17 protein-coding genes are annotated in these 26,939 nt (G+C 40.2%); 6 read left to right on the forward strand and 11 right to left on the reverse strand.

What is annotated here, in order from left to right:
• Positions 1-52: 52 nt before the first annotated feature.
• The 7 genes from ACO1QW_RS04685 to ACO1QW_RS04715 form a co-directional block, all read right to left on the reverse strand.
• Complete coding sequence (locus ACO1QW_RS04685; protein ID WP_486256160.1) at positions 53-5,002, reverse strand: PKD domain-containing protein; 4,950 nt, start codon at positions 5,000-5,002, stop codon at positions 53-55.
• Between the two features lie 209 nt (positions 5,003-5,211).
• Positions 5,212-6,174, reverse strand: coding sequence for a polyprenyl synthetase family protein (locus ACO1QW_RS04690; RefSeq protein ID WP_486256162.1), 963 nt, complete (start codon positions 6,172-6,174; stop codon positions 5,212-5,214).
• A gap of 186 nt (positions 6,175-6,360) precedes the next feature.
• Positions 6,361-8,484: a ribonuclease R gene (gene rnr / locus ACO1QW_RS04695; RefSeq protein ID WP_486256164.1), complete on the reverse strand. Its 2,124-nt coding sequence runs from the start codon at positions 8,482-8,484 to the stop codon at positions 6,361-6,363.
• A 47-nt stretch (positions 8,485-8,531) separates the two neighbouring features.
• Positions 8,532-9,644 (reverse strand): tetraacyldisaccharide 4'-kinase, encoded by a 1,113-nt coding sequence (gene lpxK, locus ACO1QW_RS04700; RefSeq protein WP_486256166.1) that lies wholly within the window; start codon positions 9,642-9,644, stop codon positions 8,532-8,534.
• Positions 9,631-10,203: a 5-formyltetrahydrofolate cyclo-ligase gene (locus tag ACO1QW_RS04705; protein ID WP_486256168.1), complete on the reverse strand. Its 573-nt coding sequence runs from the start codon at positions 10,201-10,203 to the stop codon at positions 9,631-9,633. Before ACO1QW_RS04705 ends, lpxK begins: the two co-directional genes overlap by 14 nt.
• Positions 10,200-10,748, reverse strand: a complete 549-nt coding sequence (locus ACO1QW_RS04710; protein WP_486256170.1) for an RsmD family RNA methyltransferase — start codon at positions 10,746-10,748, stop codon at positions 10,200-10,202. The genes ACO1QW_RS04705 and ACO1QW_RS04710 overlap by 4 nt, the downstream gene beginning before the upstream one ends.
• The gene (locus tag ACO1QW_RS04715) at positions 10,736-11,587 is read right to left on the reverse strand and encodes a DUF3822 family protein (RefSeq protein WP_486256172.1); all 852 of its coding nucleotides are present in this window, start codon (positions 11,585-11,587) and stop codon (positions 10,736-10,738) included. The genes ACO1QW_RS04710 and ACO1QW_RS04715 overlap by 13 nt, the downstream gene beginning before the upstream one ends.
• 177 nt (positions 11,588-11,764) lie before the next feature.
• Between ACO1QW_RS04715 and ACO1QW_RS04720 the strand changes: the two genes are divergently transcribed.
• From ACO1QW_RS04720 to ACO1QW_RS04745, 6 genes are all read left to right on the forward strand, one after another.
• On the forward strand, positions 11,765-13,123 hold the full coding sequence (locus ACO1QW_RS04720; RefSeq protein WP_486256174.1) for an MATE family efflux transporter: 1,359 nt from the start codon (positions 11,765-11,767) through the stop codon (positions 13,121-13,123).
• A 154-nt stretch (positions 13,124-13,277) separates the two neighbouring features.
• Positions 13,278-13,715: a VOC family protein gene (locus tag ACO1QW_RS04725; protein ID WP_486256176.1), complete on the forward strand. Its 438-nt coding sequence runs from the start codon at positions 13,278-13,280 to the stop codon at positions 13,713-13,715.
• Positions 13,716-13,738: 23 nt separating this feature from the next.
• Positions 13,739-14,287: a dihydrofolate reductase family protein gene (locus tag ACO1QW_RS04730; protein ID WP_486256178.1), complete on the forward strand. Its 549-nt coding sequence runs from the start codon at positions 13,739-13,741 to the stop codon at positions 14,285-14,287.
• Positions 14,288-14,752: 465 nt separating this feature from the next.
• Complete coding sequence (locus ACO1QW_RS04735; RefSeq protein ID WP_486256180.1) at positions 14,753-20,647, forward strand: PAS domain S-box protein; 5,895 nt, start codon at positions 14,753-14,755, stop codon at positions 20,645-20,647.
• A gap of 21 nt (positions 20,648-20,668) precedes the next feature.
• Complete coding sequence (locus tag ACO1QW_RS04740) at positions 20,669-21,037, forward strand: response regulator (protein WP_486256182.1); 369 nt, start codon at positions 20,669-20,671, stop codon at positions 21,035-21,037.
• Between the two features lie 86 nt (positions 21,038-21,123).
• Positions 21,124-21,534 (forward strand): hypothetical protein, encoded by a 411-nt coding sequence (locus tag ACO1QW_RS04745; protein ID WP_486256184.1) that lies wholly within the window; start codon positions 21,124-21,126, stop codon positions 21,532-21,534.
• 73 nt (positions 21,535-21,607) lie between these two features.
• Here the strand turns inward: ACO1QW_RS04745 and ACO1QW_RS04750 are convergent, their stop codons facing one another.
• From ACO1QW_RS04750 to ACO1QW_RS04765, 4 genes are all read right to left on the reverse strand, one after another.
• Positions 21,608-23,119 (reverse strand): fibronectin type III domain-containing protein, encoded by a 1,512-nt coding sequence (locus ACO1QW_RS04750; protein WP_486256186.1) that lies wholly within the window; start codon positions 23,117-23,119, stop codon positions 21,608-21,610.
• Positions 23,120-23,247: 128 nt separating this feature from the next.
• Positions 23,248-23,895, reverse strand: a complete 648-nt coding sequence (locus tag ACO1QW_RS04755) for a protein-glutamine glutaminase family protein (protein WP_486256188.1) — start codon at positions 23,893-23,895, stop codon at positions 23,248-23,250.
• A gap of 37 nt (positions 23,896-23,932) precedes the next feature.
• Positions 23,933-24,610: a hypothetical protein gene (locus tag ACO1QW_RS04760; protein ID WP_486256189.1), complete on the reverse strand. Its 678-nt coding sequence runs from the start codon at positions 24,608-24,610 to the stop codon at positions 23,933-23,935.
• A gap of 105 nt (positions 24,611-24,715) precedes the next feature.
• Complete coding sequence (locus ACO1QW_RS04765; RefSeq protein ID WP_486256191.1) at positions 24,716-26,911, reverse strand: B12-binding domain-containing radical SAM protein; 2,196 nt, start codon at positions 26,909-26,911, stop codon at positions 24,716-24,718.
• Between the last annotated feature and the right edge of the window lie 28 nt (positions 26,912-26,939).

Here is a 26,939-nt window from a genome sequence, read left to right on the forward strand (position 1 = left end):
AAATGGTGAAACAAAAATTTCACCAAAGAAAGAAGATGATTTTTTGAGTGAGCTACCTGATAATTGTAACGCTTCCGCTACGCACAAAGCTTTCGCCTGTGGCATCGCAGGTAAGTTGCACGGAGTAGGTAAAACTTCCGTTTGGCGCAGGATAGCCTTTGTAATTGCCATCCCATTTTGCTGTTGGATCGTTAACTGAAACATTTTTACGTTCGAACACTTTGTTTCCCCAACGATCATAGATCACAAACAATTTAATGAGTGATGCACCGTTGCCGAGCACAGAAAAATAATCGTTCTTGCCATCACCATTGGGCGTAAATGAATTGGGGATGAATACCTGGTTGCCATTACAAAGTATTTCAACTGTAACAGAATCAGAAGCTGAACAATTCTTATCAGTTTTTGCCAGAACAATATATGTGATGGTTCTGTTGGTAGAACTTACAGGTGATGGACATTGCACGCAACTTAAAAAATCAGGCGGCTGCCACATCCACGTACTAATGTTATTACTGCCAGTTGCATTTAACTGAACTGTATTGCCGGGGAGCGATTGCATATCGGGCCCTGCACTTACCGTTGGTTTAGGATGAACCACAACAGCAATATCTAATGTATCACTAAAACAATTTTCTGCATCAAAGCCCACAACAGTGTATGTTGTTGTTGTTACAGGAGAAGCATTGGTTGATGCTGATGATATTGAACTTAATCCTTGTGTATTATTAATCCACCTGTAAGTCGTTGCTCCTGCAACAGCAAGTTGTGCTGTCTCACCTTCGCAGATATCATAGTTCAACTTTCCTGAAATGGAAATAGGTTGTACTACCCTTACCGTTACTGAATCTGTTATTTTACAACCGAATTGATTTGTAACAACCACCTTATAGTTTGTTGGTATTACCGGTGAAGCAAATGGATTAGCAATTGTTGCATTTGAAAGTGTTGCTGCCGGCAACCATTGATATGTATCGCCACCGCTTGCTGTTAACTGTATGCTATTTCCTAAACAAACTTTGGGTTGTGCTGGTAATAATTGAACAACAGGTAATGCATGCACTGTTAAAGTATATGTTGATGTATCTAAACAACCTTGATTGTTAACAACAAGTGTAACAGGATATGTTCCGGCTGTTGAATAAGTTTGCGTAGCAGGGTTTTGAATGGATGACGTTTGGCCGTTTTTGAAATCCCAGCTCCATTGCACACCATTAGCTATTGTTGCAGAAGAAGTAAACGTTGCTATTTGCCCAGCGCAAATTTGTGCAGGCGCTGTAATGGTTCCCTTCGATGATTGTTTTACTACAACAATTTCCGTTACATCTTTCACACAACCTGAACGGGCAGTAACACGTAACGAAACAGTATAGGTGCCGGGAGAGTTATATTGAAAAACAGGATTGGCCGTGTTAGCTGTGTCAGCAGCATTTCCGGTTCCAAAATTCCATTTATAAGTAAGGAAGTTTTGGTTTTGCGATGCACCCACACTGTATACATCGGCATTAAAATTAATCTTCACCTGGTTACATGCCTGCGAGGGAATGCCTTTGATCTTTGCGGATAAACTATCAATGGTAATTTTTTCTGTTGAGGGTGCAGCAATTGTGCAACCATCTGTATTGGTAATAAGCAATGATGGCTTGTAAACTCCGGGGCCTTTGTAAAAATGAATTGAAGTGCTATCGGTTGATGAAAACAATTGTCCATCACCAAAGTCCCACACATAGCTTGAAACTCCTTTGGCAGATGCATTAAAATTCACCGGTTGTGACGAACAAGTTTCTGTTGGATTGAATTTAATTGTCGCATCCAATCCTTTTACTTTTACTGAATCGGTATAAGTTCCCGTCAACCCATTATAACCATAGACATACAGGGTTACAATGTAAGTACCGGCCTTGGTATAAATATGAGACGGATAGTTAACGTTATCAGCAGTTGAGCCATCGCCAAAATCCCATTTCACTTTCACCGCACCGGCAGATGTATTATTGAACCTTGCCATTACCGGCGGACAACTTGCATTGCCAACAAAAGAAGTATTAAAGTTGAAAGCAGAATTAAAATCACGAACCACTATCACTTGCGTTGCTTCAGAGCTGCAACCTGTTAAAGGGTCAGTAGCTTTCAGTTTTACAGTGTAAGTTCCTGCAACTGTGTAGGTGTATTGTGGTGAATTTTGTGTGCTTGTTGCGCCATTTCCAAAATCCCAACTGTATTGCGTGTTATATGCGTTATAGCTGTTTGTGTAATTATAAAAATAAACAGTTGTATTTAATGGGACATTCGTTCCGGATGCATTGAATGCAGCCTTCGGTCCTTTTACTGAAACATATCCATCGTAATATGCGCTTGTAGTTGTACAACCAGCAGCATCTTTAATCTTTAATGTTACATAATAACTTCCCGGAGTTGAATAGGTATGAGTAACATCTCCGCTGGCAGTGGTTGTCTTTGAATTACCATCACCAAAATTCCATTCCCATGATACAATGGAATTATTTCCCGTAACGCTTGATTTGTCTTTAAATGTTACCGGCAATTGATAACACCTGTTATCACCTTCAATACTGAACGAAGGTTTTGCCCCTTTCACCGAAAAACTGACATAGTTGGTGGTATCACTACAACCAGAAATAAAATTGTAAAGTATAAACCGCAGTTTATCTTTTGAAGGATCTACTGATTGAAGCGATCCAAAGAAAGGATTTTGATTGAGGTAATAATAACTGTTATAACCGTTAAACGAGGTTCCGTCGCCATATTCAATGCGATAAAACGAGTAAGGATATGTGCCTTGGGGCGATGGTTGCAAACCGGAAACACTATAGCCAAGATTTTCATTAGAACAGAGGCTTGGGTTATTAAGCGTTAACTGCAGATTCTGTTTCAGCATTACTATCACCGTAACAGAATCACGAACTGTACAGGAACCATTTGTTGCACTCAAACGCACTTTGTATGTGCCTGAGGCTGCATACTGGTGCGTGATGTTGGGTTGGTATATTGTATAAGTTGCCGTGTTTCCATCGCCAAATTCCCACAGCCAACTTGTAGCTTCCGTTGTTGCATCTTGAAAAATAACCTGGCCTCCATTTCCATCGCAGCTTTTTGTATGTCCCCCAATTTTTACAAAGGGAGGTTTAATGGTAATGTATTCTACCTTGGTCATGGTATCATTACAAATACCGTTTGTTGCTACAAACCTGATTGTATACTTGCCTGCATTCGTGAACCTGTAGTAGAGATCGGTATTACTGAGATTAAAAGATTCGCCATAAGTAAATATTCCATTCACGAACCAGCTGCCACGGAATATTTCATTTTGAGAAAGGTTATCAAAATGTACCAACGTGTTACCACAAATATCGGTGCCATTCATTGATACAAAATTGGCCACGGGCTTTGGAAGCAGGTTGATATTATCATAAACAGCGGTGCCTGCACATCCGGCTGCTGTGGTATAATCTAATGTTACACGATGGGTACCCACAGTTGAAAATGTAAATTCAGGGGTTGTATCTGTCTTTACCACACCTCCCGGGAAGTTCCATTTATAAGATGTAATTGTTTCCTGTGTTGAAACCTTGAACTTCATTGTAAATGGCGTACAGGAACTATTGCTGTTTGCCGATGAGTAAGTGTGAGTAATATAAACCTGTGGCTTGGTAACAGTTACATACTTTGTTGTTTGCGCACTACAGCCTTCAGCATTGGTAACCTTCAACCGAACATTGTAAGTAATGTTTGAGGGATAGGTGAAGACCGGTTCCTGTATTGTTGAATTAATGACGGGATTGTAATAATCATACATGAACGACCATTCCCAGGAAGTTGCTCCAGCCGTTGTGTCTTTAAACTTAATACGTGCGGGAGCACCACATTTGTCAACTAATGTATCAAGGAAGCCGTTAACAACAGGCGTGGGTTTTACCTTAACCGTTTTTGTAATGGAATCTTTACAAGCACCGAAACTATTCACCAGTTTTATCTGGTAATCGCCTTTGTTATAGTACCAGTGACTAAAATCGTAACTGAAATACGCTGAATTACCATTGCCCATTTGCCAGGTAGATTGAGTTGGCGAGGGAGTGCTCAATGTTGTAATTTGAACAGGTGTACCAAGGCAAACTTCCGAACTGACTAAATTAAAATCCGCTTTGTAAGATGCAACGTTCACATAGTTTGATACCGTTTTTGTAACCACGCAACCGTCGGAACTGGTTACTGTAAGCCTGATGCTGTAAATTCCTTTCTTATTAAAAATATGCTTTGGATCTTTTTCTGTTGAAGTGGTTGCATCACCAAAATCCCATAGGTAACTTAAGGTTCCGGGACCGTTACTTTTATTCGTGAACTGCACTTCATCACTTATCTTACACAAAACCGTTTGATCAACTGTAAAATCCGCAACGAGCGGATCAAGCACATCAATAATATCATTCTTAACAATGGTATTGTAACATCCGTATTGATTAGTAACCGTAAGGCTTACAGATGCTTTTTGTTTAACCTGGTAAGTATGTGTTACAGAAGGCGAATAGGTTTGCTGAGTTGAACCATCGCCAAAATCCCAGAAATAAGAATTGATAACACCATCACCAGCTGTAGACGTACTGTTGAACGAAACCGTCATCGGTGAACATCCTTTCACACTTGAAAAAGTGAAATCAGCCTGTGGTTTCTTATAAACTTTTACTTCTCTCGTTTTGGTGGAAACCTGGTTGCCATCTCTCACCGTTAATGTAACCGTGTAAGTACCTTCAGTTAAATAAACAGCCGAAGGATCTTTCAAAGAAGACAAATTACCATTCCCAAAATTCCAACTATAAACGGTGTTGACAGAAACGCCTGTAGAAAAATTACTGAAAGTAGATTTTAATGGAACACAACCCTGGCCGTTTGAAATGGAAAACTCAGCATTTAACTGTGCTTTCAACAGAAATGAAATAAGTAAGAAGAGAAACGTCAGAAATGTTTTGGTCACTGGTCCGTTCATGGCTAATGGGCGGAGCAATGTTAATGCAAAATGACTTGCGGAGAAAGTTTTGAAAAGCTTTTTTTACGTTTCTAAGCGTATTCTTTTTCATTGCAACGTCACTGAATCAAAAGCAACTAGCGACATTAATTTTCAAAAAATAAATAACTGCCGCATATTGACGCTTCAGCGAGTTAAATATGAACCTCAGCGATTATTTTGACCAAGGATTAATACTCCCTTTGCACTAAAAATTGAGCAAGTTGTCGTAATGGTTCTTTACGTTTATTCAGCACAGCAATATCTTCCAGGTGCTGCATTGCTTTTTCGAAATATTGATTTTTCAGTTGCATGGCCCATTCATCTACACCCGCCGATTTATAAATAGCCAGCACCTGTTCCACTTTATCAGAAGGATTTTTTTGCATGAGTTCTTTCAACTGTTGCTGCTGTTGTGCAGGAGCCGTTTCCAATGCATGAATCATTAAAAAGGTTTTCTTATTCGCTTTAATATCACCTCCTACCTGTTTACCAAATTTTTCAGGATCGCCAAAACAATCGAGATAATCGTCCTGCACCTGGAATGCAATACCAAGGTTGCGACCGAACTGGTAAATATGATCTGTATTGCCAATGCTTGCTCCACCGATCATTGCACCAAGCTTTAAACTTGCGGCTAACAGCACAGAAGTTTTCAACTCGATCATCCGCACATATTCATCCAGACTTACAGTTTCTCTCTTTTCAAAATCCATATCCATCTGCTGACCTTCCGATACTTCCAATGCAGTTTTATTGAACAATGCAAGGATTGACTTTACATCTCCATCTACTTTGCTCAAATATTCATACGACATGGTTAACGCAACATCACCTGCGAGTATAGCTGTGTTCACTCCGTGAATCGCATGCACGGTTTGTTTGCCTCTGCGAAGTGGTGCTTCATCCATAATATCATCATGTATCAAAGAAAAATTATGGAAGAGTTCAATGGCAGTTGCCACCTGCCATGCATCAGGTTTCACATCATCAAACAATTCATTACCCATTAATACCGCAACAGGTCGAACCCGCTTGCCACCAATGCTGAGAATATGTTGGGCCGCATCATACAACGATGCAGGCTCTGCAGGAAAATGACGTTTATTAAAATATTCCTCGAATTGCTTTAGTAATTGCTCAAAAGACTGCATTGTTTTGATGTATGATTTCTAATGTCGGATTTATGATTTGCTAGACAGGCTGCAAGATAAGAATTACGTTGGTCGGTACGGTCGCAGACCGTCACAGCTTTTTATAAAGTAGCAAGGTTAAAATGGTTCGACGGGTTACAGTCGTGTCCACCAAAAATCCAACATCACAAATCATATATCCTTCTCCTACTTTTTCCCTTTTTTCTTTTTCTGTTCGCCGAATGAACGTGGACTCGATTTTGGTGGTTTCCGCTGCTCAGATTTTGCACCGAGCATTTCTTCTTCCGTTGAATCGATGTGCCCGAGCACCAATTCATAGTCAAGCTGTCGCTTTTCCAGATTTGCAGCTACAACTTTGATGGTCACTTTATCGCCCATTCTGAAACTACGTCCACTTCTTCTACCAACAAGTTTATAATCTTCTTCAATATGCCTGAAATCGTCATAATCACTAAGCGAAAACAAACTAACAAGTCCCTCGCATTTATGTTCAACCGTTTCAACCCAAAAACCAAATGAAGCAACGCCACTCACCACACCTTCAAATTCTTCACCAAGGAACTGGCTCATATATTCCACCTGTTTGTATTTGTTGCCGGCACGTTCGCTTTCCATTGCTGCACGTTCACGTTCGCTGCAATGTTTGCATTTTGCTTCCATTTTTTTATCGATCTGCGGTTGCCGGTCGAGACATTGTTGCAAAACACGATGCACCAGCACATCGGGATAACGGCGGATAGGTGAAGTAAAATGACAATAGTTTTCAAAACCTAAACCATAGTGACCGATATTTTCAGCAGTATAAACCGCTTTGGCCATGGTACGAATACCAAGCGCTTCCAATACATGCTGCTCAGGTTTTCCTTCAGCATCTTTCAACATCTGGTTAAATGATTCAGCAATGCGTTGTGGCGATGACACATCAAATGTGTGACCATATTTTTTTGCAAATACCATAAACGGACCAAGCTTCGCTTCATCTGGTACATCATGCACCCGATAAGGAAAAGGCACCGGCTTATCTTTCACCGTAATCTTGCTGATAAACTCTGCCACATGTTTATTGGCCAGCAACATAAACTCTTCAATCAGTTGATGAGCTTCTTTACTTTCTTTAATGGTGATGCCGATCGGTTTACGATTTTCATCTAATACAAAACGTACTTCCTGCGATGAGAAATTTATGGCTCCTTTTTTGAAACGTTCTTTACGCATCTTTTGTGCAAGCGTATTGAGTAACATAATTTCATCGCTGTACAATCCTTCACCCGCTTCAATAATTTCCTGTACTTCCTCATAGCTAAAACGATGATCAGAATGGATTACTGTTCTTCCCAGCCATACATCTTTGATCTCACATTTCTCTGTCATTTGAAATACAGCAGAGAAGGTGTATTTACTTTCTTTCGGACGAAGAGAGCACAATTCATTGGAGATACGTTCGGGTAACATCGGCGATACACGATCGGGCAGGTAAACTGATGTTGCCCTGGCGTATGCTTCATCATCTAATGTGGTGCCCGGCTCTACATAATAACTCACATCAGCAATATGCACGCCTATTTCATACAAACCATTTGGCAAACGTTGGATGGAAAGTGCATCATCAAAATCTTTTGCATCAACCGGATCTATTGTGAAGGTTAATATATCACGGAAATCTCTGCGTCTTGCCGCTTCTACATCACTCACTCCATCAGGAAAACGTTCGGCCTGTTCCATTACTTCATCATCAAAACTTAAATTGAAACCGGCAGCAAGTAATATCTGCTTCATAGCAATATCATTCTCTGCTTCCTGTTTCACCAGTTCCAGCACTTCACCTTCGGGTACACGCTTTGCCTTATCCCATACCGTTAGCTTTGCTACTACTTTATCATTATGGTTAGCACCATTCAATTTATCAGTTGGTATAAACAGGTCGGGCATAGGCCTGTCTGTTTCAGGAATAAAAAAACTGTAATTCTTTTGTATGCTGATGCGGCCTATGAACTGCCTTTGTTTCCGATCAATGATGTTAGTGATCTCGCCCTCCATTCTTCCGCCTCCACCACCGCTTTTGGTGATCTGTACTTCAACAGTATCACCATGTAAAGCTGTATTAAAATGCTGCGGACGAACAATGATGTCCCTTTCCATGTCTGCAACGGTTACGTACCCCATGCCGCTTCTTGTGATATCAATTACACCACGATGATTGGCCTGCGGATGTTTATGTTTACCCGTTGCAAGCTTTGCTGATTTATGTTTACCGGAAGAACTTTTTTGTTCTTTGTGTTTTGATTCTTTGTTGATCTTTTTCTTCTTCATAGTGTTTCTTGTTTTTTCTTATATAGCTTCTTCTCGTCAATCACATATTAATGTTTGCCGGTTAGTTTATTTTTTTGAGTGTTTCCTGTATTAGAGAACTGCTGAATAAAATCAATCACCGAGTTTTTCAGCTGCTCTTCCTGGTTAAACAAAATACGATGGCGGATAGGTAAAACGAATAATGGCAGGTCTTCAAGCTCCTCTTTAAATTTTACCAATCGCACAGCATCTTTTTCAGTTGTGACAATAATTTTTGTTTCATGCTCCATTTTACTGAAACGCTTACGCACTTCCTTCAGATCATCAATACTGAATATATGATGATCGCCAAAGGTTGCAGTTTCATACGTAGAAGTATTTGCAAGTATATGTTCTTTCAATGGTTCAATATTGGCAATGCCTGTAAGCAACAGTACTTCCAGTTGCTTATGTAAATGATAATCCTGTTGCGGATGCAGGATATGATACGGCACCCCATATTCAATTGTCGAGAAAAACAATTGCTGATGTGGCAAAGGTTTTATCTCTTCTTCAATCTCTTTACGTTCTTCTTCTGTTAGTTCAGCCGGGCATTTGGTTACCACAATTATCTCTGCCCGTTTGTAACTGCTGCGTTCATCACGCAGATCACCAGTGGGCAAAAAGAAATCACGTGTAAAAAGATTGCTGTAATCCGTCAGTAAAATATTCAAACCTGCCTTGATAGCCCGGTGTTGAAAACCATCATCCAGTACTATAGCTTGTGTCTTTGGCCGGTCGTGCAACAACTGGGGAATGGCTTCCAGTCTTGATTCTCCTACAGCTACTACTACGTCGGGAAACTTAACATGAAACTGCATAGGTTCATCGCCTATTTCCAATGCACTTGTAGTTTCGTTCGCCAACACATACCCTTTTGTTTTTCGTTTGTAACCACGGCTTAGTGTTGCAATATTCACATCGTTTTTCAATAATCGTAGCAAATATTCGACCATTGGTGATTTACCCGTGCCGCCCACACTAAGATTGCCCACGCAAATGATGGGCAGGTTAATGGAAGTGGATTTTAATACACGGTTATCATAGAGGCGATTCCGCAACCATACAGCTGCGCCGTATAACAAGGCAAACGGCACCAGTAAAAAGCGAATGGATTGAAATGTGAGATTAGCCAAATTCATAAATGCGCTGCGGCGTAATGCAATAGTTTAAAGGTATATCAAATTGTGCACGGTCGGTGATGGCATCAATTGCATCAAAATAACTAAGTCCAACTTTCAACACATCGGGCCTGCACCTGGCAAGAAATTTATCGTAATAACCTTTCCCATAACCAACACGGTAACCCTGCTCATCAAACGCTAAAAGCGGAACAAAAACAAGATCGATTTGGTTTTCATCAATCAAATTTCCATTCACCGGCTCATGAATACCCCATTCATTTTTCATTACATCTACCAGTTCATCATACTCAATGTGGAGCAATTCATTTTTTTCATGATCCATACGAGGTATAACGATCTTCAGTTCCGGGTTACGGAATTCGAGGTAATGCAGTAGATGATCGGTTTCTATTTCCTGTCGTTCTTTAATGGCAAGATATGTGTGAACGTAGAAAAGATCTGGTAAAGAAAGTTGCTGAAAATGGATAAGGATCAAATCATCAAACCTGTTGCGTTCTCCCACGGTGAGGCTTAACCGTTTTTCTTTAAATAATTTCCTTGCCTCTTTTTTCGTCATTCTTCCTTTGGTTTGTTTACGAAGATAGAAAAGATGGTGGTGCCGTAGTTACGCTGCGCACTGAAAAAAGGAAACTGTGTATAACTGTTGCGGGGCGTATGTTCCAATACAAACCATCCACCCTCATTTAATAATTCATGCTTAAAGATCATTTTCGGCAATTCATCAATAGTACCCAACGCATATGGCGGGCCAGCAAAAATAAAATCATATTTTTCGTTACACTGTTCAATGTATTTGAATACATCCATCTTCACCACTTTTATATTGGTACCCAGCTTGGCATTGGTTTGTTGAATGAATGCAGCCATATTGGTATCTTTCTCCACAATGGTTTGATCGGTTGCGCCACGGCTTGCCAGCTCGTAACTGATACTGCCCGTGCCACCAAACAAGTCGAGTGTTTTTAACTCTTCAATATCAAGATTATTCTGGATAACGTTGAACAAACCACCTTTTGCAAGATCGGTTGTTGGTCTTGTGTAAGGCATTTTAGCCGGTGGCTGAAATGTGCGGCCGCCAAATTTTCCACTTATGATACGCATACTAAAACCTGGTCGAGTGAAGCTGATAAATGTACAGGATGTTCTTCGGTTGCAGGAGGAAAACTGAATTGCAGTTCATCTTTCAACCTTAAATTTAAGATGTAAAGGTAAAGCACATCATACAAAGCAGAATGTTGATCGATCATCCCCTGCAGGTATACTGTTGTTTCTTCCTGCGAAAGATCGAACTGTTGCATGGTATTGAGAAGGTAATACAATACATCTTCCGGTGTATGATAATGGTAACTTTGCAATAACAACCATTTCCCGTTTCGTTCAACGGTTATCTGAACCTCATTAAAATGGATGGTTGCAGTAATTCTTGCTTCGGCCGAAGCCGTTTTTGTGAGCAGCAGCGATTGCACATGCCACCACTCTCCTTTTGTAAAGCGCTTATTTAAAATGGAAGCAATATCTGCATCCACGGCATAATGATTTACCAGGCTCTGCTGCAACACAATATCTTTCACTAATACACGATTTGTTTGCGGTCCATGCACCAACTGCAGTAACTCATCTTTCCCTGCATCGCTATTTAGCATGGCAGGCACAAGCACATTAACCGATGCATACTGAAGTAAAATCACTTTCTGATAATTGGTATGCACCCATGCATAGTTAGCAGCGATTGCACTTAATTTTTCTTCAAACTGCGCAGCGGTTAGCTGTTCATCCACTTTAAACAGTACCCAACTGTTCACTTTTTTTTCACCGGGCTGAAACGATGCAAAACCAATAAACCCATTGCCGGTTTGAACCAGCAAATAAGCTGTAGCAGTATCCACTTGTTTTGCGTCGGGAGATTCAATAAAAACAGAAGGGTGTAACACAGTTATCATTATTCAATTGCTGCAATAATACGAAAAAGCTGCAAGCTGTTAGTTGCGGCTGTTAGTTGAAGCCATTCGCCAATATGATGCCATGATTTTTTTTTATAAACCTTTCTTCTGTCTTCGCTTGCAGCGATTAGCTTGAAGCGGTCAGCTTTTCATTATTTTCGCCAAAAACGACACTGCTTGGAAACAGCTTTACCGAAGAACAACCTGCAAGTGGAAATTACCAACCGGCAAATTCTTTCCATTTCATTGCCCATCAGTTTATCGCTGCTGGTTCCTTTTCTAAATTTCACCGCCAATAATTTTTTTCTGAGTGGTTTGGGCGAAGCGGCTTTGGGCACGGCCGGCATTACAGGTGTGTATTTTTTGGTAGTGGCCGTTATTGGCAACGGACTCAACAACGCTATTCAATCACTTATTGCACGACGAGCCGGTGAAAATCGTTTAAAAGAAATTGGCAAACTGTTTTCACAAGGGGTACGCATCGCTTTTATTTTTGCAACTATTGGTATAACCCTTACCTATTTGTTTGCACCCATGATTTTTAATTATGCGTTGCGTTCGCAAAATGTGGATGCAAGTGCTGTAAACTTTTTAAAGATCCGAGTTTGGGGGCTGCCCTTTCTTTATCTCTTCCAGATGGGGAATGCATTTTTAGTAGGAACGAACAACAGCCGCTACCTGATGATCGGCACTTTGTTTGAAGCTGGTGCCAATATCTTTTTTGATTATGGATTTATTTATGGTCATTTCGGTTTGCCTGAGCTGGGTTTTAATGGTGCGGCTTATGCATCGGTGTTGGCAGAATTCATTGGTATGATTGTGGTGTTCCTGCTCATTTTTGTAAAGCGATTACATATTCGTTTTCATTTGTTTAACTACCTGCGCTACAGCAGGGAACTCACAAAACTTATTCTCAATATTTCTGCACCACTTATAGGACAGTTTTCGATCAGTCTTATCAGCTGGTTGATCTTTTACATTTTAATTGAACATCATGGTGAACGTGCACTTGCTGTATCGAATGTGATGCGGAATATTTTTTCTTTGTCGGGTGTGTTCATCTGGGCTTTTGCTTCCACCACCAATGCGATGGTAAGCAATATTATTGGCCAGGGACGAAGTCATGATGTACACAAACTCATCAACCGTATTATGACGTTGAGTTTTGTTTCTGCTTTGTTCATGTTTGTATTGTTCAACGTGTTTGCATATGAGCTATTATCGGTGTTTCGATTATCAAAAGAATTTGTTGATGCAGCTGTGCCGGTGTTGCGAATTGTAACAACGGGTATGTTGTTTATGTCTATTTCTGTTGTGTGGCTCAATGCAGTAACAGGCACTGGTAATACTCGAATGAACCTGATCATTGAAGCGGTGACCATTGTTGCTTATCTCGTTTACGTGTATCTGGTATTGGAAGTGTACAAACTAAGTTTGCTGTGGGCCTGGGCCTCCGAATTAATTTACTGGAGTGTGATTTTTGTGATGGCCTTTAATTATTTGAAGAGTGGGAAGTGGAAGGGAAAGGTGATTTGAGTTAAGGGAAAGGTTGACTTACTTAACGCAATAGCGCTTTTATTCTCGTCTTTTGCTTAGTGAATACCCTGTCGCAAACAACCTCTTTTTTGACGCTAACTCCCCTACTTTCTTTATAGTTAATCAATACTTTTGGATACATAAAACAATAATTATGGCACTCATCAATCCTCACATCAACTTCAATGGCAATGCCGAAGAAGCTTTCAACTTTTACAAATCTGTATTTGGTGGCGAATTTGCAATGATCGTCCGTTTCAAAGACATGGCAAGTGCTGAAATGCCAATTGCAGAAGAGGAAGCCAATAAGGTGATGCACATTGCACTCCCAATTGGCAAAAACGTATTAATGGGCAATGATGTTCCGTCCTTTATGGGTAAGGTGAACGAACAGGAAAACAGGTCGAAGATATCTGTGGGTGCAGAGAGTCGAGAAGAGGCCGATAAAATATTTAATGGTTTGTCTGCCGGCGGCAGCGTTGAAGTACCGATGGCTGATAGTCCATGGGGATCCTACTTCGGCATGTTCAGGGATAAATATGGTATTGAATGGATGGTTGACTATGATGCAAAATATAAGGGAGAAGTGTAAAGTAATAAACAGCAATAGCAACAATGAGAAAAGTAATTGGAGCAATCAACATGACCATTGATGGCTTTTGCGATCATACAGCTTTGTCGGCCGGTGAAGAAGTACATGATCATTACACCCAACTACTCAACGATGCAGATGCGATCTTGTATGGCCGCATTACGTATCAGCTCATGGAATTTTGGCGAGCGTTCTTAGAAAATCCATCCGATGAAAAATCGATGAACGATTTCGCAGTGGCGATCGATCGTGTTCCGAAGATCGTTTTTTCAAACACGTTGAAAGAAACTGGCTGGAACACTGCAAGGATAGCTGACCGATCACTTGAAGACGAAATAGCAGCACTCAAACAACAACCGGGTAAAGATATTTATGCAGGTAGTCGCAGCATCATCATCCAGTTAATGAATCTTCATTTGCTTGATGAACTACAACTTTGTGTTCATCCCGTGTTAGCAAGCGGCGGTTTGCCTTTATTTGAACACTTGAAGGACAGGAATGAATTGAAACTCAGTAAAACAAAAACATTCAGCGAAGGTGCGATCATTCTCTATTACCAACCTACAAAATAATAGGACGACTATCCGCTGAATTAATCGCATCAACTACCTCATCTTACTACCAATTGCTTGCGGCTAAGGAACAAAAATTTTTATCCGATTGGCTACTACCACTACTTTTTTTAAAGGAAGTATTTTCAGCACCCGAATACAAACTCGTGTAGCAACCATTTCAATTCCACAAATCACTTTTCTTATCGCTGGTATCGGCGCTTTGGTTTCAGCTTTTTTCTTGGGTTATTGACGAAACATTAAGTTGTTTTGAGAAGGCAGCATTAAAGGATGAACCTGCAATAAATCCGATTTATCAGCCAATTCATGAACCTTCAGGAACGAATTTGTGTTGTGCATCAACAAGCGTATTTTGCAGGTCTTTTGCACAAGATTGGGCAGCACCAAGTTTACACAATTTTTAATGTCTGGAGATAATGAGAAGCCCTTTACGTGCATTTGATGGTAATATTTTAAATTCACAGTATGGCAGCTCAGCGTTTAAAGACAGCAGTTTCTCCCAAACATGTTTTTCCGGTTGCCGGTGTAGGTGCAAGTGCCGGTGGGCTGGATGCCTTTAAGAAATTAGTTAAAGCTATTCCTGCCAGTTCAGGCATTGCATGGGTACTTATTCAACATCAGCAGCGCAACCACGAAAGTAAACTGGTATTGTTGCTGCAAAAAATTGCGGCAGTGCCCGTAAGCCTCATCGGCAATAACATCCAGATAAAGCCAAACAACATTTACGTGGTGCCGCCCAACAATTTACTTTCTGTAAAGGATGGCAAATTTAAATTAGCACAACGGCCTGTTGATAAAACACAGTCCTCCTATCCCATCAATAGTTTTTTTGAATCACTGGCACAGATATACCAGGAAAATGCTATCGGTATCATTTTATCAGGCACGGGAGTCGACGGCACCCGGGGTCTTAAAGCCATAAAAGATCATGGGGGCATTACACTTTGCCAAACCATCGCAACGGCTGCTTACAACGATATGCCCCAAAGCGCCATCGCTGCAGGCGTGGTAGATTTTAAGCTCGCTCCCGAAAAAATGCCGAAGAAACTGGCTGCCATCAAAAAAGTCATAAGTGCAGATGAAGGCGGCGCTGTAAGCATTGAAGGCGATGATGATTCGTTTAAAGAAATATTATCGTTGCTCCATGTGCACAAGGGCATGGATTTTACTTTTTATAAACAAACAACTATACGCCGCCGGATATTGAGGCGCATGATATTGAACAAAAGCAAAACAATTACTGATTATATAACCTACCTGAAAAAAAACAATACCGAAATAAATGGCCTTTACCAGGATATGCTGATCCCGGTTACCAGTTTCTTCAGAGATGAAAAAACGTTCAGCAATTTATGCGATGGAGTTTTTCCAAACCTTGTAAAAAACAAACAGGCCGATGGCATTATACGCATTTGGGTAGCCGGTTGCAGCACGGGCGAAGAAGCTTATTCCATTGCTATTTGTTTTAAAGAATACCTGGGAGATAAGGATGAAAAAGTGCAGATTTTTGCTACAGATCTAAGCCAGCCCGCCATTGCGAAAGCCCGTGCCGGCATTTACAGCAAGGCCGATGCAGAAGCAGTGAGCCATCATCGTATAAAAAAGTTTTTTACTCCCGTAAAGGGTGGTTACCAGGTAAACAAAGACCTGCGTGATATGTGCGTTTTTGCTGTACATAATTTTTTAAAAGATCCTCCCTTTGGAAAAATAGATTTCATTAGTTGTCGCAATGTGCTTATTTATATGGATAGCTATCTGCAGAAAAAAGCACTTGCAACTTTTCATTATGCACTTAACCCAAAGGGACTTTTAATTCTGGGTAAATCAGAAAATACCATCGGCATCACCGACCTTTTTGTAAGTAACAATAAAGCCGAAAAAATATTTACCCGTAAAAATGTGCCTTCCAGGCAAATGCCCATCACATCCAAGCGGGTTGATCTTGTTTCAACGTCAGAAATAATAGTTAAGCCGCCCGAAACCAAGCGTACCGATTTTCACAAATTGGCCGATGATTTAGTGCTGGCAAACTATAGTCCGTCTGCTGTAGTAGTTAACGAAGCGATGGATATTGTACACTTCCGGGGTAACACGGCTATATATTTACAACAGTCGCAGGGCAAACCCACGCACAACCTGCTCAAAATGGCCAAGCCAGGGCTTGCTTTTGAGTTACGCAACATTATCCATAAAACCATCAGGAAAAAAGCACATGTAAAGAAAGAAAACATTCCTTTCCAGGTTGCCAATGTTCAGCGATTGATAACGCTTGAAGCCATGCCTTTGCCCGGTATGGCAGATCCTCACTTTCTGCTGGTTTTTAACGACAGTGTAAAAGTGATAAACAAAAAAACTTCGGGATCTGCAGCAGGCAGTAAAAAAGATGAAGATGTTTTACGCATACAGCAAATGGAACATGAACTTGCCCAACTGCGTGAAGACATGCGAACCATTACTGAGGACCAGGAAGCAAGCAATGAAGAGCTTCAAAGCAGCAACGAAGAACTGCAAAGCAGTAATGAAGAGTTGCAAAGCCTGAATGAAGAACTTGAAACGAGCAAGGAAGAATTACAAAGCACGGTGGAAGAACTTACCGTGGTAAACCAGGAGATGGTAAACCTTAATGAGCAACTGAATGTCGAAAAAGATTATGCAGAAGCCATTATAGCAACAATACCATCGCCGATGCTGGTGTTGGATAAAGACCTGCGTGTTATCATTGCCAACCAGTTATTTTATGAAAAGTTTTTAGTTAATGAAGTACAAACGGAAGGCAAACTGGTGTACGAGATCGGGAATAAACAATGGGATATTGCTAATCTTAGAACACTGCTTGAAAATACGCTTGCTGAAAAAACCGTTTTGTTCGGTTATGAGGTTGAGCATAATTTTCAAAACATAGGCCGAAAGATCATGCGGCTGAATGCCCGTAAAATATTGAGGGAAAAGGGCGAAAAACAGATACTACTGATTATTGAAGACGTAACCGATATTGTGCAAGCTGCCAGGAAAATAGAAGAAAGCGAACATCGCTTTCACAGTATGATTTATTCCTCTCCTTTTATGATTGCCATACTCGAAGGCAAAGACTTGGTTATAAAAAATGCAAATGATGCAATACTAAAAACATGGGGCAAGGGTAAAGAGGTAATTGGTATGCCGATTAAAGAGGCCATCCCCGAAAGCGTTGAGCGTGGCAGTTTTGAAAAACTGGAAAAAGTTTACAAAACAGGTGAGCCATTTTATGGTTACGAAATTCCAATACCCATAACCAATGATGGACATACTGAAACCCGCTACTATACTTTTATCTATCAACCACAAAAAAATATCAACGGGCACATAGAAGGTGTGGCCATTCTTGCAAGCGAAGTAACGCCGTATGCTTTGCTAACTAAAAAAATTAAAGAGAGCGACGAAAAGTTTCAGGCGGCAGTGCAGGCAGTAGAAGGAGTTGTGTGGACAAACAATGCAATTGGCGAAATGGAAGGCGAACAAACAGGCTGGGCAAACCTCACAGGCCAGACTTTTGAGGAGTACCAGGGCTATGGTTGGTCCAAAGCTGTACACCCCGACGACGCAGCAGGCTCAGTTGCATCATGGCAACAGGCGGTAAATACCAGGACGACTTATGTTTTTGAACACCGGGTAAAAGTAAAAGACGGATCGTGGAGACTGTTTGCCATTAAGGCCATCCCATTAAAAAACGAAGATGGAAGCATAAAAAGCTGGGTAGGCGTACATACCGATATCACTGAAAAGCGCCGGGCCGAAATGCAGATCATAGAAAGTGAAGAAAAGTTCCGCACAATGGCCGAATCTTCTGATATATTGATTGGGGTAAACAATGAATCCGTTAATGCAGTTTACTTTAACAAAGCCTGGGAAAAATTAACCGGCAGACCTGTAGGGGAAATGCTTAACCTTGGATGGTTAGACCTGTTGCACCCCGATGACAGGGAACCTTTCATGAATAAATTTTTAGATGCCTTCAATAAAAAAGAACCGTATGAAGGCGAATTCAGGATACTGAACAAAGATGGTGGCTACAGCTGGCTGTACACTAAAGTAGGCGTGAGACTCCATCCCGATGGTTCTTATGCAGGACATATCAGCAGCAGTATTGATATCACCGAACGTAAATTGAATGAAAAAGCCTTACAGGATAGTGAATTAAAATTAAGATCAGTAATTGAAAACTCTCCTTTTCCAATTGCAGTATATGTTGGTAAGGAACTCCTCATCGAATTTGCAAACCAATCCATCATAGATATTTATGGAAAAGGAAATGATGTTATAGGCAAATCTTACCGTAAAATTTTACCTGAACTTGCCAATCAGAAAATATTTGAACAGATTGACGAGGTAATGGAAACAGGTGTGCCCTTTCATGCAAAAAACCAGCGTGTGGATATTGTTGTGGATGGAAAACTGCAGCCTTACTATTTTAATTACAGTTTTACACCTTTGTACAATGTTGCAGGAGAAATTTATGCGGTGATAAATACTGGCGCAGAAGTAACAGATATCGTACTGGCAAAACAAAAAGTGGAAGAAAGCCAGGAACAGTTCAGCACACTGGCCGAAAATATGGAAAACCTTGCCTGGCTTGCTGATGGGCATGGAGAAATATACTGGTACAACAGGCGTTGGTTAGATTATACAGGCCTGACACTGGAAGAAATGAAAGGATGGGGCTGGCAAAAAGTACACCATCCCGATCATGTGGACAGGATATTAGAAATATCAAAAAAACTCTGGGTTACCAATGAACCGTTTGAATTAACCTTTCCATTACGAAGGTATGATGGAGAATACCGGTGGTTCCTAACCCGTGGCTATCCTTTAACTGATGAACAGGGTAAAATTATCCGATGGCTGGGTACCAATACCGATATCACCAAACAAATTGAAACACAGCAACAGCTTTCCCTTCTTTCTACTATTGTAGATTCATCAGGCGATGCTATCATCAGCAAAACACTGGAAAGCATTATTACGAGTTGGAATAAAGGTGCCGAACAGATCTTTGGATATACAGCTAATGAAGTTGTGGGTAAACCCATTTTTATTCTGATACCGGAAGAATTACACCAGGAAGAAGATATGGTGATCAGCAAAATAAAAGAAGGCGGTTCGGTTCAGCAATATGAAACTATCAGGCAAACTAAAGATGGAAGAAGAATAAACATTTCGCTTACGGTATCGCCCATAAAAGATAAAGAGGGCAATGTCATTGGAGCCTCAAAAATTGCCAGGGATATAACAGACCAGGTAATTGCACGTAAAAAAATTGAGGAAAGCGAAGCTAACTTCAAACTTCTATCAGAAGAAGTACCTCAGAAAATTGTTAATGCTGATGCAGCAGGCAGTGTGTTTTATTACAATAAAAACTGGATAGACTATACCGGGCTTACACATGAAGACTTGTATGGCGATGGCTGGGCACAAACCATACATCCCGACGACTTAGAAAAATTAGCAACCGGGTGGGTAAACTCAGTACAAACAGGTAACGTATTTGAAATGGAACACCGGATAAAAAATAAATACGGTGAATATTTCTGGCACATCAACCGGGCTGTGCCTGTAAAAAATGATAAAGGCGAAATTACAAAGTGGATTGGTGCAGCTACCGAAATTCAAAAAATTAAAGAAGAAGAACAGCGTAAAGGAGACTTTATAAAGATGGTAAGCCACGAGCTTAAAACACCTGTAACTTCTATAAAAGGATATGTTCAGATGCTGATGAGCATGCTGAACGAGAAAGAAGAGATTGACACAAAAGGCATTCCGGTAAAATCTTCTTTATCACGCATGGATGAGCAAATAAAAAGATTGACCAGGTTGATCACCGAAATGTTGGACCTGGGCAAACTCGAAGAAAGCAAACTGCGCCTTAAAAAAGAAAAATTACTCTTGAACGACCTTATAAAAGAAACAATCAACGATATAGAATTTACCAGTAAAACCCATCATATTAATGTGCAGGAACTTTTTAAGGCATGGGTAGTTGCCGATAAAGACCGCATACAACAGGTGATCATTAACCTGGTTAATAATGCCATAAAATATTCGCCCCAAAAACAACATGTCAATGTTGTGATTGATCAGAAATCGGAAGGCACCGTGGAAGTAAGTATCCAGGATTTTGGCATTGGCATCAACCAATCTGAACACGAAAAAATATTTGGTCGTTTTTACCAGATAGATGGTAGAGAAGGTTTCACATTTACCGGTTTTGGCATTGGCTTATATATTGCAAAAGAAATACTGGTACAGCATAACGGCAGCATTGGAGTAACCAGCGAACCCGGCAAAGGCTCTATGTTCACATTTACTTTACCTTTAGCACAGTGATAATGAATAAACCAAAACTGTATGCAGCAAAAAACTGCCATCCTGGTGGTAGATGATGATGAATCTGTAGGATTCATGATTAAGATGATGCTGGAGTATAAAGGCTATACAGTGGTTGTTGCCCAGACTGCCGAAAACCTTGAAGAAATAATCGTGCAAAACAATATCGGTTTAATAATTCTTGATATGCTTATTGCTAATGTCAAAGGCACCGATGTTTGCATGGCTCTTAAAAGCAATCCAGCCACAGCCAATATACCTGCAATAATGATGACAGCTCTACCTGATATAGAAAAAATATGCAAAGAAGCCGGTGCGGATGATTTTATATCCAAGCCATTTGAAATGACTGCTTTTATTGAGAAGATAAATTCCTTTATAAAGAAATAAAAGATTGTGGGCTACAGGTCGCCTGGTTTATATTAAGACTTACAAAATGGCCTATCTTACAACCCAATTATTTCTTAGCCTTTTGCATGAAACGAAATCTGCGCACCACCACAAAAATTGTTATTGCAGTAGTCTGTTTTGGCATAGCCGTTGTAGGGTTCATGCTAAAGCTTCCATCGATGTTTCGTGGAATGGATAAAGAAATGCATGCTGCATTTTATTTTCTTGCTGCAGCCTTTTTAAACATCCTGTTTGCAAAACGCAATTTTATTATTCATGCATTCATTTTTGTGTTTCTATACTTGTTTGGTTATGGCATAGAACTGGCGCAGGAGTATTCAAATAAATTCTTTCACAAACGCATTCATGGTCGTTTTGATCCGGAAGATGTGGCATCAAATCTGCAGGGGCTACTCTACTTTTCTGCCATATGGATATGCGTTACTGTTTTGAGTTTTGTTTTCAGGCCAGGCAAACCAATGGCAGCAAAACAATAATCAAAAAACACATAAGCTCTAAAAATAAAAACGCCTGCACAACATGCAGGCGTTTTTATATAAACCGGCATTGTTAATCCTGCCAGGTGTATGTAAAATTGAGTTTGTGATAACCTCCGGCATCTTTCACAATTACATATCCCGAATTTTTAGTTTTCAAATACGTGTACTGTGCTACTGTAGCGTTACCTGTGTAATAACCAATTTTTGTAGGGTCGCAAATGGCTGTACCTAAAAAACTTGAAAACGACACGTTATCAAAAACGATTTCCCGAATATCGTAACTGCTGTAATCGCTGATGACACAATTTTCAAAGGCTACACTCCATTGAGGAGGGTAAATACCAGGTCCTACAATATTCGCTACACTCACTCTGGCGCTGGTTGCGGTAAAGTGTGTGTAATAAACAAGCAAGCTGGTGGTAGTGATGTTGTCTGGTGCCCAACGCAAACTGAGCTGAAACTTTACATTGTATAGTGTACGCAACTCAGCGTCATCAATAAGAATTTTAATCTTGGTTTTATTATCAGGCATATCAGTGTATGTAATTTGCGCTGATCCAAAATATTTCCAATCGTTGCCGACAAGGTATTGCGAAGTTGTTTCATTAATTTTTAGTTGTGTAGCAGTGACAAATTCAACAGCAACTTTTGTTCCTTCAGCGGCAGGCGTTATCGCAAAATTATTTTCAGGGCTGATGCTGGTTGTTACCGAAAGCGTATTGCTCGTTACTGCTGCACCACCTTCATCTTTTACTTTTACTGCAATGTTATATTGCTGACCACCATTTAATCCTTCTATACGATAAGAGAAAGTAGTGGCTGATGTATTAGTGGGATACACTTGCTTTTCCACGCCGTCGATAATTGTAAAGTAGCTTAGTTGTTCCTGCTCCGGATCAACAGGTTTTGTTCCCGCAATGGTTACTGTATTTACGCCAGCCTCGGTTTTACTGATAGTAAACGCACCGGGTGCCTGGTTTACTGTAGTTGATGATTGCAACGTACTTTCTGTACTCTTGCCCGCAGCTGATTTGGCAATCACTTTTATATTGTATTGCGTTTGCGGTTGCAATCCAGTGATTAAATAATTCTGAGTTGAAAAACCTCCAGCCCTGAACAAATTGTTTACATACACATCGTAAGTAACTACACCGTTATCGGGCAATGTTGATGCGTTCCACATAACCTCGATGGATTTGTAATTGGCTTTGTACATCGTTACTGTAAATGCAGAAGGCGAAGGCGAATTGGCTGTTGAAAAACTGAAAGCTGATTCAGTAGTATTGCCCGATGCATCCTTTGCTATTACCTTACCGGTATAGCTTGTGTTTTCGGTAAGATTTTCCAGCTTGTAGCTGGTTGTAGTCAATGAAGTGGTAAGCGATTGACCTTTTAATTCCACCGAATAAGTCACAGTCTCATTTTCTGGATCTTTAGCAATCGTCCAGTTTAACTGGGCACTTGTTGGTTTTACTTCGGTGGCAGATACTGTAAAACTTTGGGGAGCTTTGTTTGCTGTATCGCCTGACTTTTTACAAGCTGCAAATGCAAACAGCACAAATAGGGTAAAAATTGGTCTCATGTGTTTTGGTAAATTAGGGCAAAGTAAAGGGAAAGATCACTAAAAAAAACTCTTGTTAAATTTGTTTTCTGATAAAAAGCAAGCTATTAAAACGTGCAGAGAGTTTATATGTATTTGCTGATAGGAGTTTACATTGAGCGAATAAAAAATGGTTTCGCAGCTTTCAAAGACTTAAGTTTTAAACCAGTGGACCTGATCCTGTTCCTATTAAAAACCAATTGCGCTTTTCCAACCGGCGAAACGCCATTAATACCAGCCAGCCCCTGTATCATCCATTTTGTATTTTGTTTATCTCTTGCATGCCAATTATCTTGTTTAATTTTTCCAGAAGGAAAAATATAATACGCACTTACTTTTATGAGATGGTAACTGTGCGGATAAGCTGTTATTTCTGCAGCCCAGTCATACATCGTTTGCAGGCTATTGAAAAGCGAAGGATCAACAACATAAAACACAGTTTGGTCTTTTTCTTTTACTGGCAACAAAGCTGCCACATGATAATTCCATAATTGTTTTAATCCGCCGATATGTTTCCGCAGAAAAGCACCGCCAAACACCCATGCTTTATAATTGGGAATATCCCAGGCATCAAGAATGCGACAAACTGCATCGGCTCTCGCTTCGCAATTGTTATGTACATCGTGCCATTTAAACAAATCATTGGTTTGAAAAAAAGTAAACAGCTTTTCAGCTTCTTCTTTGTTTACCGTTTTAGCAGGAACTACAACATCTGTAAGGCGATAATCGAAAAGCGTAGGCACTAATTGTAAATCCATTCCTGTAAAGGTACTGGATTGCAGGCATGAACCTCTGCTATTGCTTTTGCAGCCTGAGTTCTAAACCAACGGAGCCCTGGAGTTTTATTTCAGCTTCGCTACCGGTGAACTTTGTTACTTTAAACTTGCTTTTTGTTTCGCCGTTGAATGGATTTACAGCATTCACAAATTCAACACTGATCATTTGCGTGGCTTCATCAAAGGTCCATGTGCCGTTTCTGGTGTAATCAGTTGTGGCTTCCGGCATATATTGTATAGAAGTACATTGCTGATTGATGGTGTTGAGATATTTTGAATAACGATAGGCTTCTGTCCACTCAAATGCATTCGCATCTTTCAACACAAGTTCATAATTGGTGAGTTGACTCCATACCGTATCACGCATAAAAATACTTCGTGCACAATCCGTACTTACAACACCCACAATTGAACCTGGTGATTCGTAATAAGCACAGTTCACCTGCGATAGAAATGATTTACCAAGGTTGCTGTTATTTACGCAATAAATTTCATTGATAGTTGTGTGCTTTACATAATCAATGCTGGTCCACAATCCCTGGGAATTAGTAGAATCAGGACCAGATTTAGTAGCAGCAATTTTCCATTTTCCTTTCAGATCGGTAATGGTAGCAGGTGGCTGGTTTGGGTTGTCGCTGTTTTTTGCACATCCAAAAAACATAGTGATCAACAAAAGCGGTAAGAGACTATTTTTCATAAACGACGTATGGATTATGCTCTAAAATACAAATTTTCCAGGTAAGGCAAATTTTAGCTACCATGTTTATAATTTATAGAAACCATATTAATTATGGCACACCTATCATAATTTCAACAACCCCACTTTATGCAACGTACTAATTGGTTTATTATCCCAGAATAATTCAAAATCATCAAAGCCCTGTTGCTCGTAATCATCCTTTATCTCCTGCATGGTAAGTAGCTTGTCATTCTCAACAGACAGTTGAGGCAACATTTTAAGCAACCACGCTCCTTTTTGCGGATCGGTATTAATGCTAACGTTTTCTTTTTTTGTTGCGAACGTTACCTGCATTACTTCCCAACTTGCGCCTTTTTTTGATTTTGTGATGATTTCACTCTTCAACACTTTGCCTAAGAAAACAACTTTTGCAGCCGGTTTAAACAATGGCGCTTCATTGTTATTTAATACGTTTAAAATATGGTCAGGTGAAAGAGAAGTCTTAGGAATTTTATGATCGAACCATTTGTGTAACGGATCATCAAGACAAACACCCTGCATATAATTGAACAAGGATTTCTTTAATCCAAAACTGAAACTTTCATGATCAGCACCTGTTTCATCAATATGCTCCACATCATTATCGGCAAATAATATTTCAACTTCTTTTGCTTTCTTTACTTTAAAATGCTCAGGATTCATCCCGACGGGACTATGAGCGGTCATTGCAAACTGGTGCCAGAAAGCAGATTGCATGACGCCTGTTTTAAACATTTGCCGAACCATCTCTAAGGAATCAATTGTTTCCTGTGCTGTTTGTGTTGGAAAGCCATACATAAGATAAGCATGCACCATAATGCCTGCCTCGGTAAAATGTTTGTTCACTTTTGCAACCTGTGCCACAGTTACACCTTTATTGATAAGTGCAAGCAAACGATCACTTGCTACTTCCAATCCACCACTTACAGCAATACAACCACTGGCTTTTAACAATAAACAAAGATCACGGGTGAAACTTTTTTCGAAACGTACATTCGTCCACCAGCTTACAACCAATTTCCGTTTGATGATCTCTAATGCCAATGCCCTCATTAGTGCTGGTGGTGCAGCTTCATCCACAAAATGAAAACCATTATTACCTGTTTGTGCAATGATTTCTTCCATGCGATCGCACAAAAGTTTTGCAGCAATGGGTTCGTATAATTTTATATAGTCCAGTGAAATATCGCAAAACGTACATTTGCCCCAATAGCAACCATGAGCCATGGTTAGCTTATTCCATCTTCCATCGCTCCACAAACTGTGCATGGGGTTTGCTACTTCAATTACAGAAATATAATCGTGCAATAAAAGATCAGTATAATCAGGAGTACCAACTTCGGTTTGTTTATAATCTTTGCAAGAGCTGTTGTTGATGTAGGTAACAGCTCCGTTCTCCAATAAAAACGTTCGCTTCAATTGAGATGCATCAATTTCTCTTGCGATAAATTTCAATAATTGTTCGATGGGTGCTTCACCATCATCAAGCGAAATAAAATCGAAGAACTCAAACACACGTACATCCTTCAATGAACGCAATTCGGTATTCGGGAAACCTCCACCCATCGTTACTTGAATGTTCGGATGATTTGCTTTGATCCATTGTGCACTGCGGAAAGCCGCATATAAATTGCCGGGAAAGGGAACCGAAATAGCAACTAACCTGGGTTGTGTATTTGCAATGTGCAGTTGCAATTGTTGAATCAAAAATTCATCCACCAACGTTAAAGGTTTCTGCAGTTCAGCATACAATTCATCAAAACTATTTGCACTTCGTCCTAAACGTTCGGCATAGCGACTGAAACCAAAATGTTCATCCACACATTCTTTAATAAGATCGGCCAGATCTTCGAGGTAGAGTGTGGCAATATGTTTGGCTTTATCCTGTAAACCCATGGCACCAAACGCCCAATGAAAATCGGTGAGTTCAGCAAATCGTGCTGCTTCCGGCAAATAATTACGTGAAGCGATGAGATGGGCGATGGTTGGATTTTTTCCCTGCAGAAATAACACAACATCATCAATCGTTTTAATATACTCTTCCTGTAATGCCAAAATACGTTGTGCATTTTCAGAACTTTCCATTCCGTTTGTGATGGTGGAAAATATTTTAGCCAACCCCTTTTTTGAAAACAAACGAAGAGTGACCTCAATCCCCAAATCACTTTGAAAAGATGAAATGCCTTTTGTGTTAAGAAAGCCCTTCAGGTAAGCCGTTGCAGGATACGGCGTATTGAGTTGTGTAAAAGGAGGCGTAAATAAAAAAACCGTTGCGTTCAAATGTGGCGATTAATCTGCAAACCTACAT

The organism is Lacibacter sp., from assembly GCF_057361365.1.

Excerpts from the sequence above, each read along its gene's own strand:
- ACO1QW_RS04685 (WP_486256160.1), bottom strand. The coding sequence starts at position 5,002 with ATGAACGGACCAGTGACCAAAACATTTCTGACGTTTCTCTTCTTACTT.
- ACO1QW_RS04690 (WP_486256162.1), bottom strand. The coding sequence starts at position 6,174 with ATGCAGTCTTTTGAGCAATTACTAAAGCAATTCGAGGAATATTTTAAT.
- rnr (WP_486256164.1), bottom strand. The coding sequence starts at position 8,484 with ATGAAGAAGAAAAAGATCAACAAAGAATCAAAACACAAAGAACAAAAA.
- lpxK (WP_486256166.1), bottom strand. The coding sequence starts at position 9,644 with ATGAATTTGGCTAATCTCACATTTCAATCCATTCGCTTTTTACTGGTG.
- ACO1QW_RS04705 (WP_486256168.1), bottom strand. The coding sequence starts at position 10,203 with ATGACGAAAAAAGAGGCAAGGAAATTATTTAAAGAAAAACGGTTAAGC.
- ACO1QW_RS04710 (WP_486256170.1), bottom strand. The coding sequence starts at position 10,748 with ATGCGTATCATAAGTGGAAAATTTGGCGGCCGCACATTTCAGCCACCG.
- ACO1QW_RS04715 (WP_486256172.1), bottom strand. The coding sequence starts at position 11,587 with ATGATAACTGTGTTACACCCTTCTGTTTTTATTGAATCTCCCGACGCA.
- ACO1QW_RS04725 (WP_486256176.1), top strand. The coding sequence starts at position 13,278 with ATGGCACTCATCAATCCTCACATCAACTTCAATGGCAATGCCGAAGAA.
- ACO1QW_RS04730 (WP_486256178.1), top strand. The coding sequence starts at position 13,739 with ATGAGAAAAGTAATTGGAGCAATCAACATGACCATTGATGGCTTTTGC.
- ACO1QW_RS04735 (WP_486256180.1), top strand. The coding sequence starts at position 14,753 with ATGGCAGCTCAGCGTTTAAAGACAGCAGTTTCTCCCAAACATGTTTTT.
- ACO1QW_RS04740 (WP_486256182.1), top strand. The coding sequence starts at position 20,669 with ATGCAGCAAAAAACTGCCATCCTGGTGGTAGATGATGATGAATCTGTA.
- ACO1QW_RS04745 (WP_486256184.1), top strand. The coding sequence starts at position 21,124 with ATGAAACGAAATCTGCGCACCACCACAAAAATTGTTATTGCAGTAGTC.
- ACO1QW_RS04750 (WP_486256186.1), bottom strand. The coding sequence starts at position 23,119 with ATGAGACCAATTTTTACCCTATTTGTGCTGTTTGCATTTGCAGCTTGT.
- ACO1QW_RS04755 (WP_486256188.1), bottom strand. The coding sequence starts at position 23,895 with ATGGATTTACAATTAGTGCCTACGCTTTTCGATTATCGCCTTACAGAT.
- ACO1QW_RS04760 (WP_486256189.1), bottom strand. The coding sequence starts at position 24,610 with ATGAAAAATAGTCTCTTACCGCTTTTGTTGATCACTATGTTTTTTGGA.